This window comes from Sphingobacterium sp. lm-10, from assembly GCF_023554555.1.
Lineage (GTDB): Bacteria > Bacteroidota > Bacteroidia > Sphingobacteriales > Sphingobacteriaceae > Sphingobacterium.
This window is the reverse complement of the sequence record NZ_JAMJWC010000001.1, coordinates 1,876,690-1,897,005: the sequence shown is the minus strand read 5'-3', so window position 1 is coordinate 1,897,005 and position 20,316 is coordinate 1,876,690. Positions and strand designations below refer to the sequence as shown.

Sequence of the window (20,316 nt, the reverse complement as noted above, 5' to 3'; positions counted from 1 at the left end):
TAAATAGGGGTTTTATTTCATAGGCTTAAGGATTTTTAATATTAACAGTGAGGTTGTTGTTTTTGTAACTCGATTGTAATCCCAGGTAATCCAACATTTCAAGCATTTTTGAAAGCTTCACGTTGCGCGATATGGTTCCGTTGATTGCTGTATGCTTGCGTTTTCCAGTAATCTTCACGTCGATATCGTACCATCTTTCCAATTGACTGGCTATTGTACTGACATCAGCGCGATCAAAATGGAAGTATCCATCTTTCCACCGTGTCATATCTTTTACATTCGGGTTATAGGCTGTTTTCATGTTGCCATTTGCCGCAATGGTCGTTAATTGATTTGGTGACATTTGTACCGCACCTGTGGCGGTTTCTAAGCGAATAGCACCGCTCAATAATGCAGCTGTCGTTAGGTTCTTATCATACGCGTTTACGTTAAATTTTGTTCCCAAAACTTCGATCGCTCCGAATTGGCCTTGCACCAGAAAATTGCGACCTTCCGATTTGGTCACTTCAAAATATACTTCACCGGTCATGTGTACTACCCGATCTGCCGTACCTAAATTAGAAGCAAAACGGATAGAAGATTCTGCATTCAACCATACTTTTGTGCCATCAGGTAATAGAAAATTTATTTGTCCGCCACGTGGCGTTTTTACGGTATGCTGCTCTATTTGAGTATTGTCGGAGTTTGTATACTGAATTTCGCCCGTTTCCAATCTTACAATAGAGAAGGTTTCTCCAGCCTCAATAATGCCGACCTGATTGCTATCTAATGCGATTTGCTCCCCATCTTCCGTTAGGAATAACGCGCGATTACGACCGGGTTCTACGTCTTGTTGATTGGTGTGTTTTTGCGCAAAGGGTTGAGGGATCACATCTTCGTTACTATGTGTGGAGTACATAAACTTCACACCAAAGCTTATTAGGATCAATGCAGCAGCAGTAGAAATCCATTTCACTATTTTCTGAGAGGGTATAGTCTTTTTACGAGGTTTGACTTGATTATTGCCTGCATCGATAATTTTGTGGAACAATTGATGAGATTCTGCCGAAGAAAAGGGTTGATTCAGGGGTTTATCTTTTTCTATAGTTCGATCCCAAACGATCTCAAACAAGGCTGCTTGTTCCAACTCAGGAATTTGGATTGAAAGGTGTTTGAGGCGAATCGATTCTTTTTGTGTAATCGTTTCGTCAATTTGTTTCTGTACTAAATCAATAAATTCTTTTTTCTCTTGATGCATGTATTGGTGTTCAAGCTGATGCTTTACACTTAGAGGACAATGCTATTCGAGAAAAGGGGGTATTAAAAAATAAGAAAAGTAAAAAAAAGACTAACTATGGAGTCACGATGCTTGGTGAGGTAGGTTTTGATAGATAAGCGCGCAAGCTGCAGGTATTTCTTAACCGACTCTCGGGAGATATTCATTTCAGTCGCAATTTCTAAATATTTTTTTCGTTTAAACTGGCAAAGAATAAAGGCTTTTTGTTGTTGCGCAGGTAATTGCGCTATTGCTTGATCGATCCAAGGTAGGTAACGCTCTTCCGCGGAAGTCTCGTCGGTATCTTCTTCCCAAAGATCTTGCTGCTGGACGAAATCTATTTCTACTTTGGCTCTACGTATGTTGCGCCGCAATTGATTTAACGAAGCATTTCGTGCTAATACGAATAGGTAGCCCTCCAGGTTAGCGATAGAAAGAATACCTTCTCTTTTATTCCAAATCGTAGTAAATACATCCTGCAATACTTCTTCGGTTTGGCTTTTATCTTTTAAAATATGAAAAACTTCGGTTGCCAGTCGGTAGAAATGAGCGTGATAGAAAGCTGCAAATGCCGATTCATCTCCCTTGGAGATAGCCGTCAGATTTTTTTGCATTTGATGTCGCTTTAGCATCGTTTTCATCAGTAGATAGAGCGTCACAAAAGTACCATTATCTTAAACCCAACGGCTTCACCATTGCGTTAAGTTTATATTAATAATAACGTGACGTGTTCATAATTCCGCTATCCGGAACGGTCGTTAGTTTCATTTGTATTGTTATAAATCTAGGTAATTTTTTTGAAGAATTACAAAATAACACTAAGCGTTTTTGAGCGCAAGCTATGCAGGTATACTCCGTTCCATACCCGCATTACTCATTTTTGTTAATGATGGTTAAAATTCTTTTAATCAGTATACTATGCTGTTATCTTCATTGAAATTATCACGACCTATTGAAAAAGCTATTGATCCTTTGTAACTATTTTATAGTCTTATCTTTTACGACGTTGCTCGCAAAAGATGCTGCACATCGCGTGTTGATATCAGGAGCCGCCGGGACTTTTCCAGAATTTACCGCCCAGCCTTTTTCATTCAGCGTGTTTAAGAGTTCAGCATCATCAGAAAGTTATGCAGATACTGTGATCTTGGAAGAGATACATATACATCGTAAGATCATCCATCCGGATAGTCTTCAAGTGCATGATTATCTTAAAAATTTGTCCAAAGGATCATCACCGAGCTGGAAGAAGGTTTTTATAAATCGCTCCTCCCTGAAAACCCCTGTTCTGCCAAATCGAACCGGCACTACTTCCAGTTTGGTATATGTAGACCTATTAACTTTAATCGGAGGAATTGCAAAAAAGAAAAGGTCGAAAGTTGAAAATCAATCTCTGCTGGATGAGAAGGAGCGCTACATTGAGCAGCATTTTGATTCCACCTTGGTCAAGCAATTGACCGGACTTTCGGGTGATGCTATAAGCGAATTTGTCCGGATAAATCGGCCATCGGCAGATGATCTCTCAGATACGATTGTTTACGAACTTATGAAACATATTAAAACCAAGTACTATGATAGGTAAACCAATAATCTTTAGCTTTCTGCTACTATTATTTTTAGGTAACAGCGCATGCCGCGAGGAAAAGGAGGCCGGAAATGAAACGAAGCAAGAACCAATACGGGTTACAGAACTTGTTTACTCAACACATGTGCGAGATACGTTTGCCATCAGCACTCAATACCCTAAAGCATATGATAAAGACTCTTTAAGTAACTATCCGGTTGTAGTACTTACAGACGCTGATCTGTATTTTCCGTTACTAGCGCCCATTCTTCACCAATATGAAGAGGTGGGTATTTGGCCTCCCATAATTCTGGTTGGAATTGGTTATGGATCTTTTGAGCGGATGGATTCTCTGCGAAATCGCGATTATCTCTATCCGGAGGCATTAGCATCCGACGAAATTACAGGACATGCTGGAGGAGAAGATTTTTATCAATTCCTCACTCAGGAACTGATTCCTAAATTGAAGGGGGATGGACTAACGCATCCGAAACGGATGTTAATGGGACATTCATTTGGAGGATATTTTTCCTTGTATGCTTATTTGAGACAGGCTGAATTGAAGAGACAGGATTTCGCTGGCTTTCTATCGGCTAGTCCTTCTTTGTGGTATCATGACTTTTATCTTTCAAAACTGCTGACCAAGCAGCTATCTGTATCGGGTGATCAGGAAATTTTTCTGACTGTAGGAGGGCAAGAAGATGCGGAATGGGGATTGAAACCCTTTGATCAAATAGTACAGGGCTTGGAAGAATTAACGGCAAGCCAAAATTTACATAGTCAAGTGTATACTGGACTGGGACATATGGATGTCGCATTAATTTCTTTTTTGCAGGGAATTCCGCTATTGCTTGATCAATAGTGGGCTCTTATGGGGGCATAAATTATCGCATAATTGAGCAATGAGATTGTTTCTGCTACAGTAATATCCTGCAATTTTTCGTAGGTGCAAAAAAGATAGTAAATTAGTGTGTTTCCAAAATATACTAACATGGATAATAACCTAATTACTTTAAAAAAATACGAATCTGCGGATTTTGCTGATTATTATAGCATGGTTGGGGAATATGCGGTGATGAGGTACATTACTGAAAAGGCTTTGAGCGAGGAAGAAGCGCGAGATAAGTTTGATAGTATATTGAAAATAAATGCTGAAAACAATCGGTTGGGGTATTTCAAAGCGATAAATGAGGAAGGGTTATTTATCGGAGACTGTAAGCTCGAACCTTATCCGCAGGACAGGCGCTGCCTAGAAGTAGGGTATATCCTAAAAGAAGTATTCTGGGGTAGGGGATATGCTACGGTGCTTTGTAAGAGAATGCTGGAATTGGCAGATTCAATAAAGCCTGAAGCGGATATTATCGGAATCATCGATCCTGCGAACGTCGCGTCGAAATACATCTTGCAGAAGGCCGGGTTTGAAAGCTATTTTATAGGTACAGAAGATGACTTGCCTACCGAGAAGTTGAGGTTGTCAAGACAATAAACGTAGAGTAATGAATGTTTTGATGGGAAGTATCATCACTAGAATAGGATTAATCAAGCGATAGCTGCCGCAAAAATCCAGCAGCCCGATCCAGATGTTTTTTGCGTTTTTCGCTGTCCATTTTGTCGAACGTGCTCAATAGCATGCCGAGGCGCGGATTTTTGCTGAATACGGCTCGATGTTGGTGCATAAAACGCCAGAAAAGCCCATCCCATACTTCCTGCCATTCCCCTTTTTCCCAATTCCCCATCTTAAGTAAATAATTGCTGCCGGATATATAGGGTTTTGTTGTCATCAGTCCGCCATCGGCATATTGCGTCATACCGTAAGTATTAGGTACCATCACCCAGTCGTAGCTATCTACAAACAGTTCCATAAACCAGCGATACACCTCGTCGGGATCAAACTCACACAATAACATAAAGTTTCCAAGTACCATTAACCGTTCGATATGATGGCAGTAACCATATTTCAATACCCTTTTAATGACAGTATCTACAGGATGTATACCCGTATTGCCCGTCCAAAAAGACTTGGGAATCTTCCGCTTGAAGTTCCAGAAATTTTTAGTGCGCTGAACCGAACCTTCTCTCTCATAAACCAGATGGATGAACTCTCGCCAACCCATAACCTGGCGGATAAAGCCTTCTAGGGAATTGAGCGGAATTTCGTATTCGCTAGCATAAAGTAAGGCTTCATCGATGATTTGTTGAGGGTCTAGCAATCCGATGTTGAGCATGGGGCTCAGTACCGAGTGATGCAAGAAACCTTCAGATACGACCATCGCATCCTCATAGTCTCCGAATTGAGCGAAGCGATTCTCGAAGAAATTTTGTAGCCATTTTTTCGCGTCAGCATGGGTTACCGGATAGAAGTTGACTTGATCATTCAGCGGATCGGTGGACGAGCCGTAATTGTTTGGATAGTGCTTTTCTACCCATTGGCCTGCTTCTTTAACGAATGAGTTTTCCGCAAGGGTTCCCAAAGAGGGGATTGGTTGCTTTGCGGGGAATCTTTTTCTGTTCTCCTGATCATAGGACCACTTTCCTCCCAATGGTGTTTGATCTTGCTCCAGTAGTATACCTTTTAACTTTCGTTCTGCGGCATAGAAATCTGCTTGAAAATATCTTTTTTTCTGATCAAAGAAATCATGTTCTGAAGCGTCGTTGAGGAAATTTGGAGTCTTAAATTTTTCGTGGGCAAGACCTTCTGTTTCACAAGTTGTTACAATCCGTTTCGCAAGCCAATTGTCGGTTACGTCAGCATAGAAAACAATTTCTACGCCATCTTTTTTGAGTTGCTTCAGTAGAAAACGCACATCTGAATTTTCATCCGTTGCCTCCATATACCGTACCTCATAACCATCCTTTTTTAAGCGATCGGCGTAATACTGCATACTTGCACGGTGTAGCATCAGCTTTTTCTTATGAAATGCGTACTGATTAAAAAACAGCGTTTCTTCTATCAGGTAGATTGCTCGGGATTTTTTAATCGCTGGATGTTTAGCAAAAAGCTGATGCGGAAAGATGAGGCAAACCTGTGTGTTATCCATGCCGAATAAACATGGATAGTTCGTTTTAGGTTTTGAAAATTATTGGCTTTGAAAGCAGGTGATGCTTCCTAGCCAAGCATCATCAGGAGAAGTAATTACAACAAAATGGGCTAACCAATTAAGATTAGCCCATGCTACATTACGCTAGTTTCTCAACCTCTTTATCTAATTTGCATGTTATGTTGCCGGTTGAATCCGCATTGCAGAGATATAGTAAAATTTATTAGCATTATTATTATTGGGGCCAGCACCTACGGTAACAAGTATTTCTCCCTTCGCATTCGGACGAATACCATTGGTACAAACTACTTCCGAACGATTTCTGGAGGTATTGGAATAGACTGTTGCCTCATTTGCTCCGGTTGATGTGAAGGCTGTTTCTCGGTTGTCGTTCACCGCATCTCGAGAGCCATAATAACATATGTCGTAGGATTTGGCAGGGTCAAGTCCAAATAGGCGCAATATGCTTTTCTCTACCACCATCCCGTTGAATGCTGTCCCAGCATTTCCAAATAGTGAGTTTCGCGCGACGCTTTCCGGCATATTAAATCCTGTACTTGTATTCAAAACCCCGTTATTATTGACGCCGTTAAATCTGGAATCTATGCTGAATGAAATGCCCGTAAAATCACCATTCCTATCTTTTAAGTTGGAGATGGCAAACCCAGCCATAAATCCGGTTACTCCATTCCAGCCACTCGCAGCAACAGACTGGCCAAAATCCAGGTAGATGGGACGCGTAAAATCAAAACTACCACCCCAATCTTTATAATTCACCATATCGGTAACCTGTAGTGGTGTGGCTAAGGCGGTGTGCGCTGCTTGCTGAGCAATCTCCGCTTCGTACTTAGACATGCCTGCGGGCATGTAACTATTGCCTATGACGCTTTGCCCAGTTAATGCTTCAAACCAGGTGCAGGCAGCAGTATAACGACCAATATTGGGATCGAGATGGTATCCATCGGAAGTGACATTGTCGCCGATGATACTTGTGCGAAGATTTTGAATAGCCGTACCTGCAGGCACCACTTGATCGATATGTACTAGTGATTTTGCTTTTTCTACGGCTTCCACGATCGCTTTATACATCACATCTTGATCCCTGTTGTACTGCACAAAACCATCGTGTGTAGATGTTTTGGCATAAGCCCATGTTTGGTGTAAAAGGAATTTTGCGGACGTATTCTTCGCACGAGGTGCTGTATACTCATAGATTAAAGGGAGCGATGTTTCCCATGTAGGATACTGCCCAGATAATTGGCTAACCTGCTGGAAGCTAATGTGCGTCCAGTTTTCATCTGCCAGTGCACGCGCGATGGAGTAGCCAGCCGTTATTGTTTTCTCACCTGTTCTGTTTATTTTCCGATAGCTGTAGGCGCCGGCATTCTGCCGAATATTATTCTCGTGTTGTAGAAGCGAAGCTCCTGCGATATACAAGTTGCCAATAGTCAATGGAATGCCCGCTGCCTGCGCTAGTCCGGATAAATGATGTTCCACTGCGTCTTCAGAAAAGCTGTTTCCAACGGTCAGTATACGGATGCTGCCGTCATCTGCCGGATCGGGGATAATTTCGGCCATCTGCGGCCTATCCATCTTTTGGCAACCGCCAAGTCCTATGTTTAGCAGCGCCATGGTTAGCCCTGCAAATAGACTAAGTATGCTATGTTTTTTCATGTTATTCTTATTTCGCTTGAATAAATCAGCTGATTAATAATTGGGGTTTTGGATCAAAACGCCATTCGAACGGTCGATTTCCGGTTGCGGGATAGGGAAGAAGCGGTGTCTCAACTGGTAGCTGTTATGCCCTGCAGCGTGCATCGTAGCTACATCGACATTCCAGCGTATCAAATCGTAAAAACGTTCATTTTCCATGCCTAACTCCACTTGCCTCTCATGTCTTATGTTTTGGCGCAATGGTTCCTGATCGCGCGTGGTTATCGCAGGAAGGATTGCCTGATTAGTTCCTCTAGCGCGTGCACGAACCATTTCAAGATAGTTCAGCGCTAGATCTGTATTACCGACTTCATTCGCTGCTTCGGCAGCTAACAAGACGATATCGGCATAACGGATGATACGCACATTGAACCATTGCCCCATTCGGCTACCATATCTCGCACGTAATGCTGGATTGGTATATACTTTTTTGTTCCAGTACGGCCGTGGTAGGTTATCTGGAAGGTTTTCACCATAAGGTGTATTGGTGCGTCCGCTGTACAATACCGTGGTTTCTAAACGAGGATCGCCCGCTTCGAATGCATCTATCAATCGCTGGTGAGGCACGTTCCATCCCCAACCCATATCCCATTGTCCGGATCCACGAACACCCTGTCTACTAGCATAGGTTACGCCGAAATTTTGAACACCATCGAACAGCGCCTGGATTTCGAAAATGGATTCTCGGTTATTCTCACTTTCTTCTCGAAAAATCATGTTATATGGGGTATTTAAATCGTACACACCAGATTGGATTACGGCTTGTGCATGAGATAGTGCTTCACTATAGCGTTGTCTGGCCATCAAGGTTTTTGTTTTGACCGCATGAGCAGCACCGCGCGTTATTCGCCCAGGATGATTGGGCCAGGTGTCTGGAAGGTGCGTGATGGCATGAGCCAGATCGGCATCAATCAACTGGTAGATCGCGTCGATAGTGGATTTCGGTCTGTTAGCATCTGCCTGCTCGATGATCCGAAAATCAATCAGCGGGACTTCACCAAAGGTGCGTACCAGATTGAAATAAGCCCAAGCGCGAATAAATTTGGCCTCGCCAACATTTGTCATTGTCACATCCGTGATATTATCAATCGAGTCTGCTGCCGCAATAACATTGTTAGTTAGGTTGATGAGCGTATAATGGCCAGTCCAGTAGCTGTTGGTTAGCCAGTGTTGCAGCGGATAGTTGAATTCATCGTAGATGGGGCCAGCCGCCGCATAATCTCCGGCATTGCTTCCTAAATGAACATCGTCGGCGCGGATGCTGTGCGCAGCGACATACGGCAAGCCGCTGGTTGCTTCGCTGCGCAAGCCAGAATAAGCTGCGAATACCTGTCCTTCCAGATTACCAGAGGGCAGGTCTTCTTCTGTAAATCGCCCTTTTGGCTGAATGTCCAGCCAATCGGTGCCGCAACTCCCCAGTAGGATGGTGGAAATTAGCAGCGTTAGTAGACGTAGGGTGGTGTATATCGTGATTTTCATCCTAAACATGTTTTTAAAAAAATTAGAAATTGAGGTTTAAGCCGAATGTATAGATTGCAGGCACGGGATAGGTGCCGTTGTCTACGCCAAAGGAAATCGCACTGCCACCGATTTCTGGTGTGAATCCGGTGTTGTTGGACCATGTTTTCACGTTTTGCGCGTTGAAAAATAGACGTAAATTAGTCAAGCGCATGCGCGATACAGTTGCTGTGGGAAAAGTATAAGCAATGGTGATGTCACGTAAACGGAAGAAACTTCCATCCTCCACAAAATAGCTTGAGTACACTCGGTTTGAAGCACGGCCCTCATGCAAAATGGGCTCCCAGTTGCTGGTGCCTGGCCCATTCCAACGTGCGGCACGATCTTGCAAGAAATTGTAAGTAGCAAACTGATTCTGATTCCACGTACGCATAATTTCATTACCGTATACGCCTTGAAATTCCATACTTAAATCAAAACGCCTATAGGAGGTTGCCAAAGATAATCCATAGTAAAAATCGGGAGTCGGATTTCCGATCATGGTGCGGTCATTTGCATCGATTACCTCATTGCAATCTTCGCTAAGTGTAATGTTGCGGTAGCGAATATCACCAGGAATAAACGGCCCGCCGCCCAATCCATTGGTTGGACTTTGATCAATCTCGGTTTGGGTCTGGAAGATACCATCGTGAATATGCCCAAAGAAATAGCCAATTGGATATCCTGCTGTAGTGCGTGAAGGGCCGCTGATAATTTCATGCCCATCTCGTACGAGTTCTTTCACTGTATTTTTTACCGTCGTGATGTTACCGCCGGCGCGGAATGTCCAGTTTTCAGAGAGGCGTTGATTCCAGCTCGCAGAGGCTTCTAATCCTTTGTTTTCGATTTTCCCCTGGTTGCTAAGTCCTGGTACACTTCCCAATAATCCTGGAACGGTTACCAATAGGCCATCCGTTTCTTTCTTGTAATATACCACTTCCATGTTCAAGCGGTTGCTTAATGCTGTCAATTCAAAGCCGGCTTCCCATGAACTAACGATCTCCCAAGTCAAGTTAGGATCTGGAATGTAGGCCGGAGAATAAGCAGGGATCAGTTGATCACCAAATACAGCAGAGTTTCCGGCTACTAATTGAGGATACATAGGATAGCGATTGCCGCCTACATTCTGATTGCCCAGTGAACCCCAAGAACCTTTGAATTTAAGATTATCAATCATCGATTGATTTTGCATAAATGCTTCGTTGGAAAGTACATATGCACCACCTACGGCATAGAAATTCTGCCATGGCCTACCCCCTTTTGCAAAGGCGGAAGAACCATCGCGACGGAATGATGCATTTAACAAATATTTTCCATCGTAATTATACAAGGCACGTGTCATGTAAGATACTGTCCTGAATTCAGATCCTGTACCGTTGCCTGTTTGAGTTTCCGGATCGCCAATACCTACGTACCACTGATTTGGATCGTTCGGAATTTCCATACCTCGCCCTTGGGTTCTGGAGGCACTTACGCTCTCTACACCTTGCAGGTAGGTTGTATATCCGGCCAAAGCATTGATACTATGTTTATTAATTTGGTTTTTGTAGTTCAGTAACCAATCAGTCTGATATTTGTAATGCTTGTTTTGTTCCTGACTCAAACTTGTTAGCAAATTACCGATGGGCTCCGACTTGTCATCACCCGGGATATCTGGATTGTATACCGACACCAAGCCTTGATAGTTACGAAATTGGTTGAAGCCATAGTCCGCTGATAGGTTGGCACGGAAGGAGAAATTTTCTAAGAAATCGATCTCCGCGAAGCCATTGGTTACGATACGATAATTGGTGCCAATAAAAGTGTTTTTACGATCTTCAATAGATACCAATGGATTATTAACTTGTGCACGCTGAAAGTCTGGAAGGCTATGATACAGTCCAAAAGCCTCATTGTATACGGGTGCAATCGGACTTGCCAGTATAGCGCCGAATACATCTCTATTTTGAGGCAATTGTGCACGGTAACCGTTCATTACAATACCTGTACGGAAGTTATCTGTAAGACGTAGCTCATCGGATAAATTAAAGGTAAATTGCTTATGTCTTTCGTGCGCGATAATACCCTCATCGTGTGCATAACCAACGCCTAAACGGAATGTATTGCGTTCTGTGGCACCGGCTACACTGAGGTTATTGTAATTAATGATACCATTTCTGAAAATCTGATCCTGCCAATCCGTATCGCCAGTCCAGTTAGTATAGTCGTAACCCAGGTTGCCTTGATTAAAAAGCTGCTCATCATATAACTCTTTAAATAGGGAGGCGTTGGCTAACTTCATTCGATGATTCACGTCTTTAATACCGATACGGGAACTGAACTCAAAATTTAATTGTCCGTTACGTGCGCGTTTTGTCGTTACCGCAATGACACCGTTGGCTCCACGTACACCAAAGATGGCTAGTGAAGAAGGATCTTTTAACACTTCAATGTTTTCAATATCCGAAGGGTTTAGAAAATCGATGTTATCATTTAGTAAGCCATCTACTACGTATAATGGTTTTACTGCGTTAATGGAATTGGTTCCGCGGATGCGGATATCCGGTTCCTGTCCTGGTCTTCCAGAGTTAGTAACCTGCAAACCTGCTACCTTACCTTGCAAACCTGCCACGGGGTTTGTGCCGGGCCTGTCAACAATCTCAGATCCTTTAATTTGTGTGATTGAGCCCGTAAGATCGCGTTTTTGGGCAGTACCATAGCCGATAACGACGACTTCGTCCATGGGAGTTTCGGCAGAGGTCAATGCAATCTCCAACGCAGTTTGATCGCGAATAACCAGCGTGTAGGGTGTATATCCTACGTAGTTGAATTGTAATTCATCGCCAGACCTAGCCTGAACGGTAAATTGACCTAGCTCATCGGTCTGTGCAGCCTGACCTGTTCGTGTTACGCGAACGGTGGCGCCAGAGATTGGAGTATGGGTAGCTACGTCTTTGACCAAACCTGTAATGGGTCTGGTCTGTGCGTACACAGCGGTATAAGCCCAAAAAGTTAGGAATGTTAATAGGAATAACGTTCTCATTTGATAGTTATTGGTTTATTGGTTTGTATTAGTTTATATTGGTATGTTGATCTGTATGGCAGTCAACAAAACAAATATAAGTAGGTAGTTAGCTAATGTTCCCCATGAGCAGGTCGAATGAGGAGTATTATTGGCTTCACATTACTACACACACGATTTTTTCAAGATAGTAATGTTTCTAATTTTATTTTTAAAATTCTGATTTTCAGAGTTATAAATTTAATTAGTGTTTGAAGGAGTATTTATGGTAAGAACGAAATAACACGCGGCTTTGAGAGGAGATGATGTAGTCTTTTGGGTACTAGCGTATACATTTTTACCCCAATTTAGCCCTTTACTAAGCAAGAAGACCCGACGTTTCCGCCGGGTCTTCTTCTTTTTCGGTGCAAATATTCTTATTTCTTACTTTGATCTAGTCCCACATAGGTCAGGTCTTTAGCATGTGTTACCTTTTCGTCTAGAAGTGCAATCTTGATGACATCGCGCATATCTTTTACGTAATGGAAGTTCATGTTCTTTATGTAATCTTCTTTGATCTCCAAGATATCTTTCTCGTTGGATTTGCACAGGATGATCGTATCAATGTTAGAACGCTTTGCCGCTAAAATCTTTTCTTTAATACCACCTACTGGCAATACTTTACCTCGCAACGTTATCTCACCAGTCATAGCCAGCTTTTCCCGAATTTTACGTTGCGTAAATAAGGAAGTCAAGGCGGTCAACATCGTTACTCCGGCCGATGGCCCATCTTTTGGTGTGGCTCCTGCAGGTACGTGGACATTTACATCCCATTCGTCGAAAATACGGTAGTCAATGCCAAAGTCTTCCGCATGCGAACGCAGGTATGCCATTGCAATTGCGGCAGATTCTTTCATGACGTCGCCTAAATTTCCGGTAAGGCTCAGCTTGCCTTTTCCACGGCTCAGGCTAGACTCAATATACAGAATATCACCCCCTACTGCAGTCCATGCCAATCCGGTGACTACTCCGGCAATACTATTATCTTCATAAAGGTCTTTATCAAAAATCGGAGCTCCCAAAATCTCTTCGACCTGCGTAGCAGAAATAGCCGTCTGGTAGGGTTTCTCCATCACGATTTTCGTTGCGATACCGCGTACTACACTACCTATCTTTTTCTCAAGACCGCGCACGCCCGATTCCCGGGTATACTCTTCAATGATTTTTTCAATAGTTTTTGCATTCAGAGAGATATCTTTGGTTTTCAAGCCATGCATCTCTCTTTGTTTCGGCAACAAGTGTTTCTTACCAATTTCTACTTTCTCTTCAATGGTGTAACCATTCACCTCAATGATTTCCATCCGATCGAGCAAGGCCGGTTGAATGCTGCTTAACGAGTTTGCTGTCGCGATAAACATCACTTTAGAAAGGTCGTATTCCATTTCCACATAATGGTCATAGAAGTTGGTGTTTTGCTCTGGATCCAACACCTCTAAAAGTGCGGACGATGGATCTCCTTTAAAGTCGGAGCCAATTTTGTCGATCTCATCCAGTACAAATACTGGGTTGGACGAACCTGCTTTTTTCAATGACTGGATGATACGCCCTGGCATCGCACCGATGTACGTCTTGCGATGGCCTCTTATTTCTGCTTCGTCGCGTACGCCACCCAATGCCATTCGTGTATATTTACGGCCCAATGCCCGTGCAATGGATTTACCCAGAGAGGTTTTACCCACTCCCGGAGGCCCTACCAAACACAAGATTGGCGCTTTCATATCATTTTTTAGCTTGAGTACCGCTAAGTATTCTACAATACGTTGCTTTACTTTCTCCAAGCCATAATGATCTTTGTCCAACGTTTTCTGTGCGCGCGACAAATCAAAATTATCCTTGGTATAGCTATGCCATGGAAGTTCCAATAGCAACTCCAAGTAATTGAGTTGTACGGAATAATCCGCTGCTGCAGGATTGATACGGGCTAACTTTTCCAGTTCTTTATCGAAATGAGTTCCTACATCCTTCGGCCATTTTTTGGATTTTGAACGGGTTCGCAAGCTATCTATTTCCAGATCTGGGGTATTCCCACCTAATTCCTCCTGGATGGTTTTAAGCTGCTGGTGTAAGAAATAATCTCGCTGCTGTTTGTCCAGATCGACACGCACTTTGTTTTGAATCTGGTTCTTCAGCTCCAACATCTGAATCTCTGTAGTCAGATGCTCCAAAAGCAATTTCGCACGTTTTACGAAATCCACTTTCTCCAACAATTCTTGCTTACTGGTTAGTTCCAGCGAAAGGTTGGATGAAATAAAGTTTACCAAGAACGTCGGGCTATCGATGTTCTTGATCGCAATGCCTGCTTCACTTGGAAGGTTTGGAGAGAGCTGAATGATCTGCTGAGCCAATTCCTTAATAGAAGAGATCAACGCTTTGAACTCTTTACTACTGGTTTTCGGCTTCTCTTCATCGTAACGCTCTACTTGCGCCAGCATATACGGTTCTGTCTGCACCACCGCATTCAATTTGAAGCGTTGTTTACCTTGAATGATGACCGTTGTGTTGCCATCCGGCATCTGTAGCAATTTTATGATATTGGCCACCGTACCTACCGTATTCAATTCTTCGAAGGCAGGGTCTTCGACCGTCATATCTTTTTGCGCTACAACACCAATGGTGCGATCGCCTTTGTACGCTTCTTTGATTAATTTGATAGATTTATCACGGCCTACTGTAATCGGTATGACCACGCCTGGAAACAATACGGTGTTTCGCAATGGAAGAATGGGCAATACTTCAGGAATATCGGCATTACTCATTTCTTCCTCATCTTCCTGACTAAGAAGTGGGAAAAACTCTGTTTCTTCGTTTATGATAGGTAGTACGTTATTAAAATCGAAAGTGTTGTCTTTGCTCATATATTAGCTTACGCTTGCTGACATCTTGTCTTCGTGAAAATGCTGCTGCGAATCTTTAAATTGTAAAATGCAGATGCTGCAACCGGAGTGCCAAAGTTTATTTTGGTACTATTTATGCTTATACCCTCTCTAATAACTGCAATATCGTCAGTTTTGTTCGCGCTGATGTCAGACGGATTGACGTGAATTGCAAGTATGGTTAAATGCCTGATAGGAAGAATGTGGAAATGTTTATAAATATTGATTGGACGATTAAACTATTTGCCACATTTTTACTCCATACAGGGGATTTATTTGAAGGTGTTTTGTAACTAAAGTAAGTGATTGAATATGAGAAAATTAAAAATTGGAATGGCAGCCTTAGCGCTTGCATTATCTGTTTACTCGGCGGAAGCACAGCAAGCAGAACATAAAAACCCGAATGTACGTGCGGGAGAGAAGGCCTTGATGGGTGGAGATTTTAAAACCGCAATAACTCACTTGCAGAAGTCTCTGCCTGCAGAAGCAGCGGATGCAGATGTACACTATTTGTTGGGATATGCACAATTCCAAAATGGAGATTTTAAGAAAGCGGCAGAGTCTTTTACGAAGGTAGTAGCATTAAACCCTAAAAATACGTCTGCTTACTATTACAAAGCTAAAGCAAACAATGCAGTAGCGGTTAATAATGAGGAGAAGATAGATGCGAAGCAACGTCAAGCCTTGCTAGAGTCAGCGATCGCTGATTACACAAAAGCAATAGCGATGGACGCGCAAGACGCAAAATTGTACCAAAACAGAGGTACAGCTTACCGTGACTTGGGAATTTTGAGAGGGAATTCAGGTGCCGGTTACAATAAAGCAGTGGCTGCTGAATCATATAATAAAGCAGTAACGGATTTCGAGAAGGTATTAACGTTTGATGCGTCACGCAAAGACATCCAAACAGAAGTTAAGAAAGCGAAAGTATACCGCGACAACTTGAAATAGATCAACCAGTCAACAATTAAAATCCAATAAACGTTAAAGTGCCCCGATGTTTCACATCAGGCACTTTTTCTTTTTATTTGCCACGTCCTTGCGAAGCCGAGGCACGAAGGCTGTGGCAATCTTTTTCTATAGCTGTAATTTAGATAGATTGCTTTGTCGTACCTCCGCGCAATGACGAAGGTTTTTAATAGCACGGTTTGTCTTCAGTGGTTGTTTTGCGCTCAATTCCTTGAATGAGAGTGGACGTCCTTGCGAAGCCGAGGCACGAAGGCTGTGGCAATCTTTTTCTATAGCTGTAAATTAAATAGATTGCTTTGTCGTACCTCCTGATTAGGAGAGTTTCAACACAATCTGAAAGTAATTACTGTTGTACCTTCGATTTTCTTTGTACAATAAATCGATAGCAGATCCAGAGGATTAAGATCCATACTGGCATCAGGAATACAGAGATTTTGAACACGGTGAAGCACATCATCACCAATACCCCACTTAGAAATATAAGAGATAAGTAATTGGTAAACGGGTAAAAGATGGTCGGAAACCGGGTAACGGTTTGCTGCTTTTTCATTTCTTTCCGAAAGAATATGTGCGTCAGCGTGATCATGATCCAGTTAATGACCAATGCGGATACCACCAAGGACATCAGAATTTCCAAAGCCTGTTCTGGAATCAATTTGTTAATCAATACCGTAACAGCGACAAATATCGCTGACACCAGAATTGCATTGATCGGAGAGTGGCTCTTATTGAGTTTAGTCAAAAATTTGGGAGCATTCCCTTGTTTGGCCAGGCCATAAAGCATGCGAGAATTGCTGTATACACAGCTGTTGTATACCGACAATGCTGCAGTCAACACAATCATATTAAGCGCGTTAGCAATTAGGTTCGAAAAAGAAACCATATGGCCAAAGAAGCTGAATTTCATGGCATCCAATGAAGCAAATACCGTTACAAATGGACTGGTATCTCGATCGATCTGCTGCCAAGGGAGCAAAGAGAACAAGATCACTAATGCTCCGATATAGAAAATAAGGATCCGAAACAAAACCTGATTCGTTGCTTTTGGAATATTTTTTTCGGGATTCTCTGCCTCGGCAGCGGTAATGCCCACCAATTCCAATCCCCCAAAAGAGAACATAATCACGACTAGGGCGACCAGCAAACCTTCATAGGATCCGTCCGGCAGCTGCGCGATGAGACCTTTGGGGAAAAATCCACCATCTTGGTATAAGTTGCTGATAGAAGCTTGATCGCCACCCGTACCGCTAATCAATAGGTAAGAGCCGAAAAGAATCATACCAATGATGGCGACGACTTTAACGATGGAGAACCAAAACTCTGTTTCTCCATAAATCTTGACAGAGGCCAAATTGATCAGATTGATTATCACAAAAAATACTAGGCTGGAAACCCATAGTGGCAACTCTGGCCACCAATAATTCATGTATTTACCAATTGCAGTTAACTCTGCCATACTGACCAAAATATAAAGTATCCAATAATTCCATCCTGAGGCAAATCCGGCAAAGGATCCCCAATAACGGTTTGCGAAATAACTAAATGAACCGGATACCGGTTCGTGCACCACCATCTCACCGAGCTGGCGCATAATTAGGAAAGCAATAATTCCGGCAATACCGTATCCTAAGATTACGGCGGGCCCTGCAAGTATGGCCGCTTGGCCAACACCTAAAAATAAGCCTGTTCCGATAGCGCCCCCTAGCGCAATCAATTGGATATGGCGGTTGCTTAAGCCGCGCTTAAGCTGGTTGTCGTTTTGTTCTTGCACGTTAGTTAGCTATTTCTTCTGAAGTCCCGTATCACATTTGCAATTCCCACCACAACCCGCATCAGTAGACTTTTTAGGGAATACATGACGAACTACTACGAGGAGTGCTATTAAAAATAAGATGCCGATAATAATGTATTGTACAATCATAAATAATAATAGTTGGTCATTATTTTAATAGCTGATAGGCAACTAATGCTGCAATATAGGCGATTCCGGTCATAAAACCAAGTTGTATTAGCGTCCATTTCCAAGAACCCGTTTCTTTCTTTACTACCGCGATTGTCGCCATACATTGCATAGCAAATGCATAAAAGAGTAATAAAGAGATGCCCGACGCAAAGTTGTATGCAGGGCGTCCGGTATTGCGGTTTGTTTCATTTTTCATACGCTCAAAAAGTGTCGCGCGCTCCCCGTCATCTTCAATGTCTACATCGTCGCCCAAACTATAAACCACCGCCATCGTCCCTACAAATACTTCGCGCGCCGCAAAAGAAGAAATCAGACCGATACCCATTTTCCAGTCGTAACCGAGTGGCCGCACGATTGGTTCGATGCCCATGCCAATATACCCTAAAAAAGAATGCTCCAACTGGTAAGACGCTACGGCTGTCTCTAACTCTTCACCTTCCAGCTCTGGCTGTTCCGTTGCTACATAACTTTCTGCGTCGTAAAAACGATCATTCGGTCCAAAGTTTCCTAAAACCCAAAGAATAATAGAAATAGCAAGAATGATTTTACCAGCACCGATTAGGAAGCCAGATGATTTTTCCCATACATTCGTCACTACATTCTTCCAATCCGGAACTTTGTACGTAGGGATTTCGAATACGAGATAACTTTTATGAACACTTTTAATAAAGATGTTCAGTAACCAGGCCGAAGCCAAGGCACTGACAATGCCTAGTAAGTATAGTCCAAACAATACTAAGCCTTGGATATTAAATCCTAAGAAAGTTCCTTCGGGAATTACCAATCCAATAATTACGATGTAAATTGGAAGTCTTGCAGAACAAGTCATGAAAGGAGTGACCAACATGGTTAGTAAGCGTTCTTTCGGATTCTCAATATTTCGAGCCGACATGACCGCCGGAATTGCGCAGGCGGCTCCAGACATCAAAGGAATCACTGATTTCCCGTTGAGTCCGAATGGGCGAAGCCATCGATCCATTAGGAATACGACCCGGCTCATGTAGCCGGTTTCCTCCATGAATGAAATGAAAATAAACAAGATAACAATTTGTGGAAGAAAGATGACGATGCCACCAATACCGGTCACGATGCCATCAGTAAGTAGTGAACTCAAAGGCCCTTCCGGAAGCTGTACGCTCAGGTAGGCCGCGAAGTCACTAAAGGTATTGTCGATCCAATCCATTAATGGTGCCGACCAGGCAAATATTGCTTGAAAGATCAGTAACAAAATTCCTAGGAAAATCGCGTAACCTACCAGAGGATGCATTAAGAACCTGTCAATTTGATCGGTAGTTTTTAATGCTTTACTTTCGCCACGCGTTACGATAGGCTCTAGTGCCTGTTCTAATTCTTGATTACGAATCAGCGATTCGTCTCGTTGCAGTTGTTGTGCTGCAATCGAGTGCTGCTGACGGATTTGTAGAATAGCCGTTCGTTGATCGCTAGTCAGTGCTTTAGAGTTTTCTTTCGCCAGATAGAGCCAAGTTCCATACTCTTTTGCTAGCGGGAAAAGTCTTTTTGCTTCCGTTAGTGCAGTCGCATATTTTGCAGGTACTTGAAAAGAACTGATATACAAAGACGGCTCATTGTCTAAGCCTTCGATCAATTCAGGAATACCTTTACCCGTTCGGGCATTCGTCTGATATATGTCTGTGCGGAGAAGTTGCCGTAATGCTTCAAAATCAATACTTATGCCCTTCTCGACCATTTCATCGACCATATTTAACACGAAAATGGCGGGCAATCCCATCTCTCTAACCTGCTGATACAACACGATAGCACGTTTCAGAGTCGCTGGTTCTGCAACAACCACTACTAAGTCGGGATAATACGGTCCATTTGGATCGGAGAGTGTATCATACACCACTTCTTCGTCCAAAGAGTTGGGATAAATGGTATAGGTACCGGGTAAGTCTACAATCTGATACTTTTTGTCTTGATGAACCAGTGTACCCTCTCTTTTCTCGACAGTAACACCAGGGTAATTTCCAACTTTTTGATTTAATTTGGTCAATCGGTTGAATAGAGAGGTTTTCCCTACGTTTGGATTCCCAAGTAAAGCGATGACTTTTTTCTTCATTATATTCTTTCTGCAGTAATGCGTAATGCTTCCGATTTGCGTAATGCAATAAGTGTGTTATTCGCGATAATATTGATACAGATAGGTCCGTGAAATGGTGCTTTGTGTTTTATCTCAATCAGCGCGCCAGGTACAAAGCCCAACTCATAAAATTTAGCGGGTAAAGACTCGGTGTCTAACTGACTTATTTTTGCTCTTTCACCAGAAATTAAACTTCCCAGATTAACATTCTTTTGCATTTTTTGTTATTTTAGTACTTCGTGAATGGCAGACTACCTATGCAAATATAAATAAATGCCCACTATTTGCTATTTTAAATCACGTATA

General features: G+C 42.7%; 15 protein-coding genes. 4 read left to right on the top strand and 11 right to left on the bottom strand.

Annotated features, from left to right (window positions below):
• Positions 1-25 precede the first annotated feature (25 nt).
• Together M8998_RS07755 and M8998_RS07750 are read right to left on the bottom strand one after the other, a co-directional pair.
• Positions 26-1,237, bottom strand: a complete 1,212-nt coding sequence (locus M8998_RS07755; protein WP_249992004.1) for a FecR family protein — start codon at positions 1,235-1,237, stop codon at positions 26-28.
• Between the two features lie 62 nt (positions 1,238-1,299).
• Positions 1,300-1,869: an RNA polymerase sigma factor gene (locus tag M8998_RS07750; protein ID WP_249992003.1), complete on the bottom strand. Its 570-nt coding sequence runs from the start codon at positions 1,867-1,869 to the stop codon at positions 1,300-1,302.
• 392 nt (positions 1,870-2,261) lie between these two features.
• On the opposite strand from M8998_RS07750, the gene M8998_RS07745 reads away from it, so the two are divergent.
• The 3 genes from M8998_RS07745 to M8998_RS07735 all read left to right on the top strand — a co-directional run bounded on the left by M8998_RS07745 (position 2,262) and on the right by M8998_RS07735 (position 4,302).
• On the top strand, positions 2,262-2,834 hold the full coding sequence (locus M8998_RS07745) for a hypothetical protein (RefSeq protein ID WP_249992001.1): 573 nt from the start codon (positions 2,262-2,264) through the stop codon (positions 2,832-2,834).
• Positions 2,824-3,678: an alpha/beta hydrolase gene (locus tag M8998_RS07740; RefSeq protein WP_249991999.1), complete on the top strand. Its 855-nt coding sequence runs from the start codon at positions 2,824-2,826 to the stop codon at positions 3,676-3,678. Before M8998_RS07745 ends, M8998_RS07740 begins: the two co-directional genes overlap by 11 nt.
• Before the next feature lie 129 nt (positions 3,679-3,807).
• Positions 3,808-4,302: a GNAT family N-acetyltransferase gene (locus M8998_RS07735; RefSeq protein WP_249991997.1), complete on the top strand. Its 495-nt coding sequence runs from the start codon at positions 3,808-3,810 to the stop codon at positions 4,300-4,302.
• A gap of 49 nt (positions 4,303-4,351) precedes the next feature.
• Here M8998_RS07735 and M8998_RS07730 read toward each other — a convergent pair whose 3' ends face one another.
• The 5 genes from M8998_RS07730 to lon all read right to left on the bottom strand — a co-directional run bounded on the left by M8998_RS07730 (position 4,352) and on the right by lon (position 14,959).
• On the bottom strand, positions 4,352-5,854 hold the full coding sequence (locus tag M8998_RS07730; protein WP_249991995.1) for a cryptochrome/photolyase family protein: 1,503 nt from the start codon (positions 5,852-5,854) through the stop codon (positions 4,352-4,354).
• Between the two features lie 177 nt (positions 5,855-6,031).
• On the bottom strand, positions 6,032-7,528 hold the full coding sequence (locus tag M8998_RS07725) for a DUF4886 domain-containing protein (protein ID WP_249991993.1): 1,497 nt from the start codon (positions 7,526-7,528) through the stop codon (positions 6,032-6,034).
• Between the two features lie 33 nt (positions 7,529-7,561).
• The gene (locus tag M8998_RS07720; protein ID WP_249991992.1) at positions 7,562-9,046 is read right to left on the bottom strand and encodes a RagB/SusD family nutrient uptake outer membrane protein; all 1,485 of its coding nucleotides are present in this window, start codon (positions 9,044-9,046) and stop codon (positions 7,562-7,564) included.
• Positions 9,047-9,068: 22 nt separating this feature from the next.
• Positions 9,069-12,086, bottom strand: a complete 3,018-nt coding sequence (locus M8998_RS07715; RefSeq protein WP_249991990.1) for a SusC/RagA family TonB-linked outer membrane protein — start codon at positions 12,084-12,086, stop codon at positions 9,069-9,071.
• A 395-nt stretch (positions 12,087-12,481) separates the two neighbouring features.
• Positions 12,482-14,959 carry an endopeptidase La gene (gene lon, locus M8998_RS07710; RefSeq protein WP_249991988.1) on the bottom strand — a complete coding sequence of 826 codons (2,478 nt, stop codon included), beginning with the start codon at positions 14,957-14,959 and terminating at the stop codon, positions 12,482-12,484.
• 330 nt (positions 14,960-15,289) lie between these two features.
• Here lon and M8998_RS07705 point away from each other — a divergent pair, with 330 nt between their 5' ends.
• Positions 15,290-15,928 carry a tetratricopeptide repeat protein gene (locus M8998_RS07705; RefSeq protein WP_249991986.1) on the top strand — a complete coding sequence of 213 codons (639 nt, stop codon included), beginning with the start codon at positions 15,290-15,292 and terminating at the stop codon, positions 15,926-15,928.
• A 361-nt stretch (positions 15,929-16,289) separates the two neighbouring features.
• On the opposite strand, the gene M8998_RS07700 is transcribed toward M8998_RS07705, so the two are convergent.
• Genes M8998_RS07700 through M8998_RS07690 form a run of 4 tightly spaced genes read right to left on the bottom strand, consistent with a single transcriptional unit; the run spans position 16,290 to position 20,228 of the window.
• Positions 16,290-17,717 carry an amino acid permease gene (locus tag M8998_RS07700; RefSeq protein WP_249991984.1) on the bottom strand — a complete coding sequence of 476 codons (1,428 nt, stop codon included), beginning with the start codon at positions 17,715-17,717 and terminating at the stop codon, positions 16,290-16,292.
• A gap of 9 nt (positions 17,718-17,726) precedes the next feature.
• Positions 17,727-17,867, bottom strand: a complete 141-nt coding sequence (locus M8998_RS16355) for a FeoB-associated Cys-rich membrane protein (RefSeq protein ID WP_502957356.1) — start codon at positions 17,865-17,867, stop codon at positions 17,727-17,729.
• A 19-nt stretch (positions 17,868-17,886) separates the two neighbouring features.
• The gene (gene feoB / locus M8998_RS07695; protein WP_249991980.1) at positions 17,887-19,989 is read right to left on the bottom strand and encodes a ferrous iron transport protein B; all 2,103 of its coding nucleotides are present in this window, start codon (positions 19,987-19,989) and stop codon (positions 17,887-17,889) included.
• Entirely contained in the window at positions 19,989-20,228 is a 240-nt protein-coding gene (locus M8998_RS07690) for a FeoA family protein (protein WP_249991979.1), read from the bottom strand. Before M8998_RS07690 ends, feoB begins: the two co-directional genes overlap by 1 nt.
• Between the last annotated feature and the right edge of the window lie 88 nt (positions 20,229-20,316).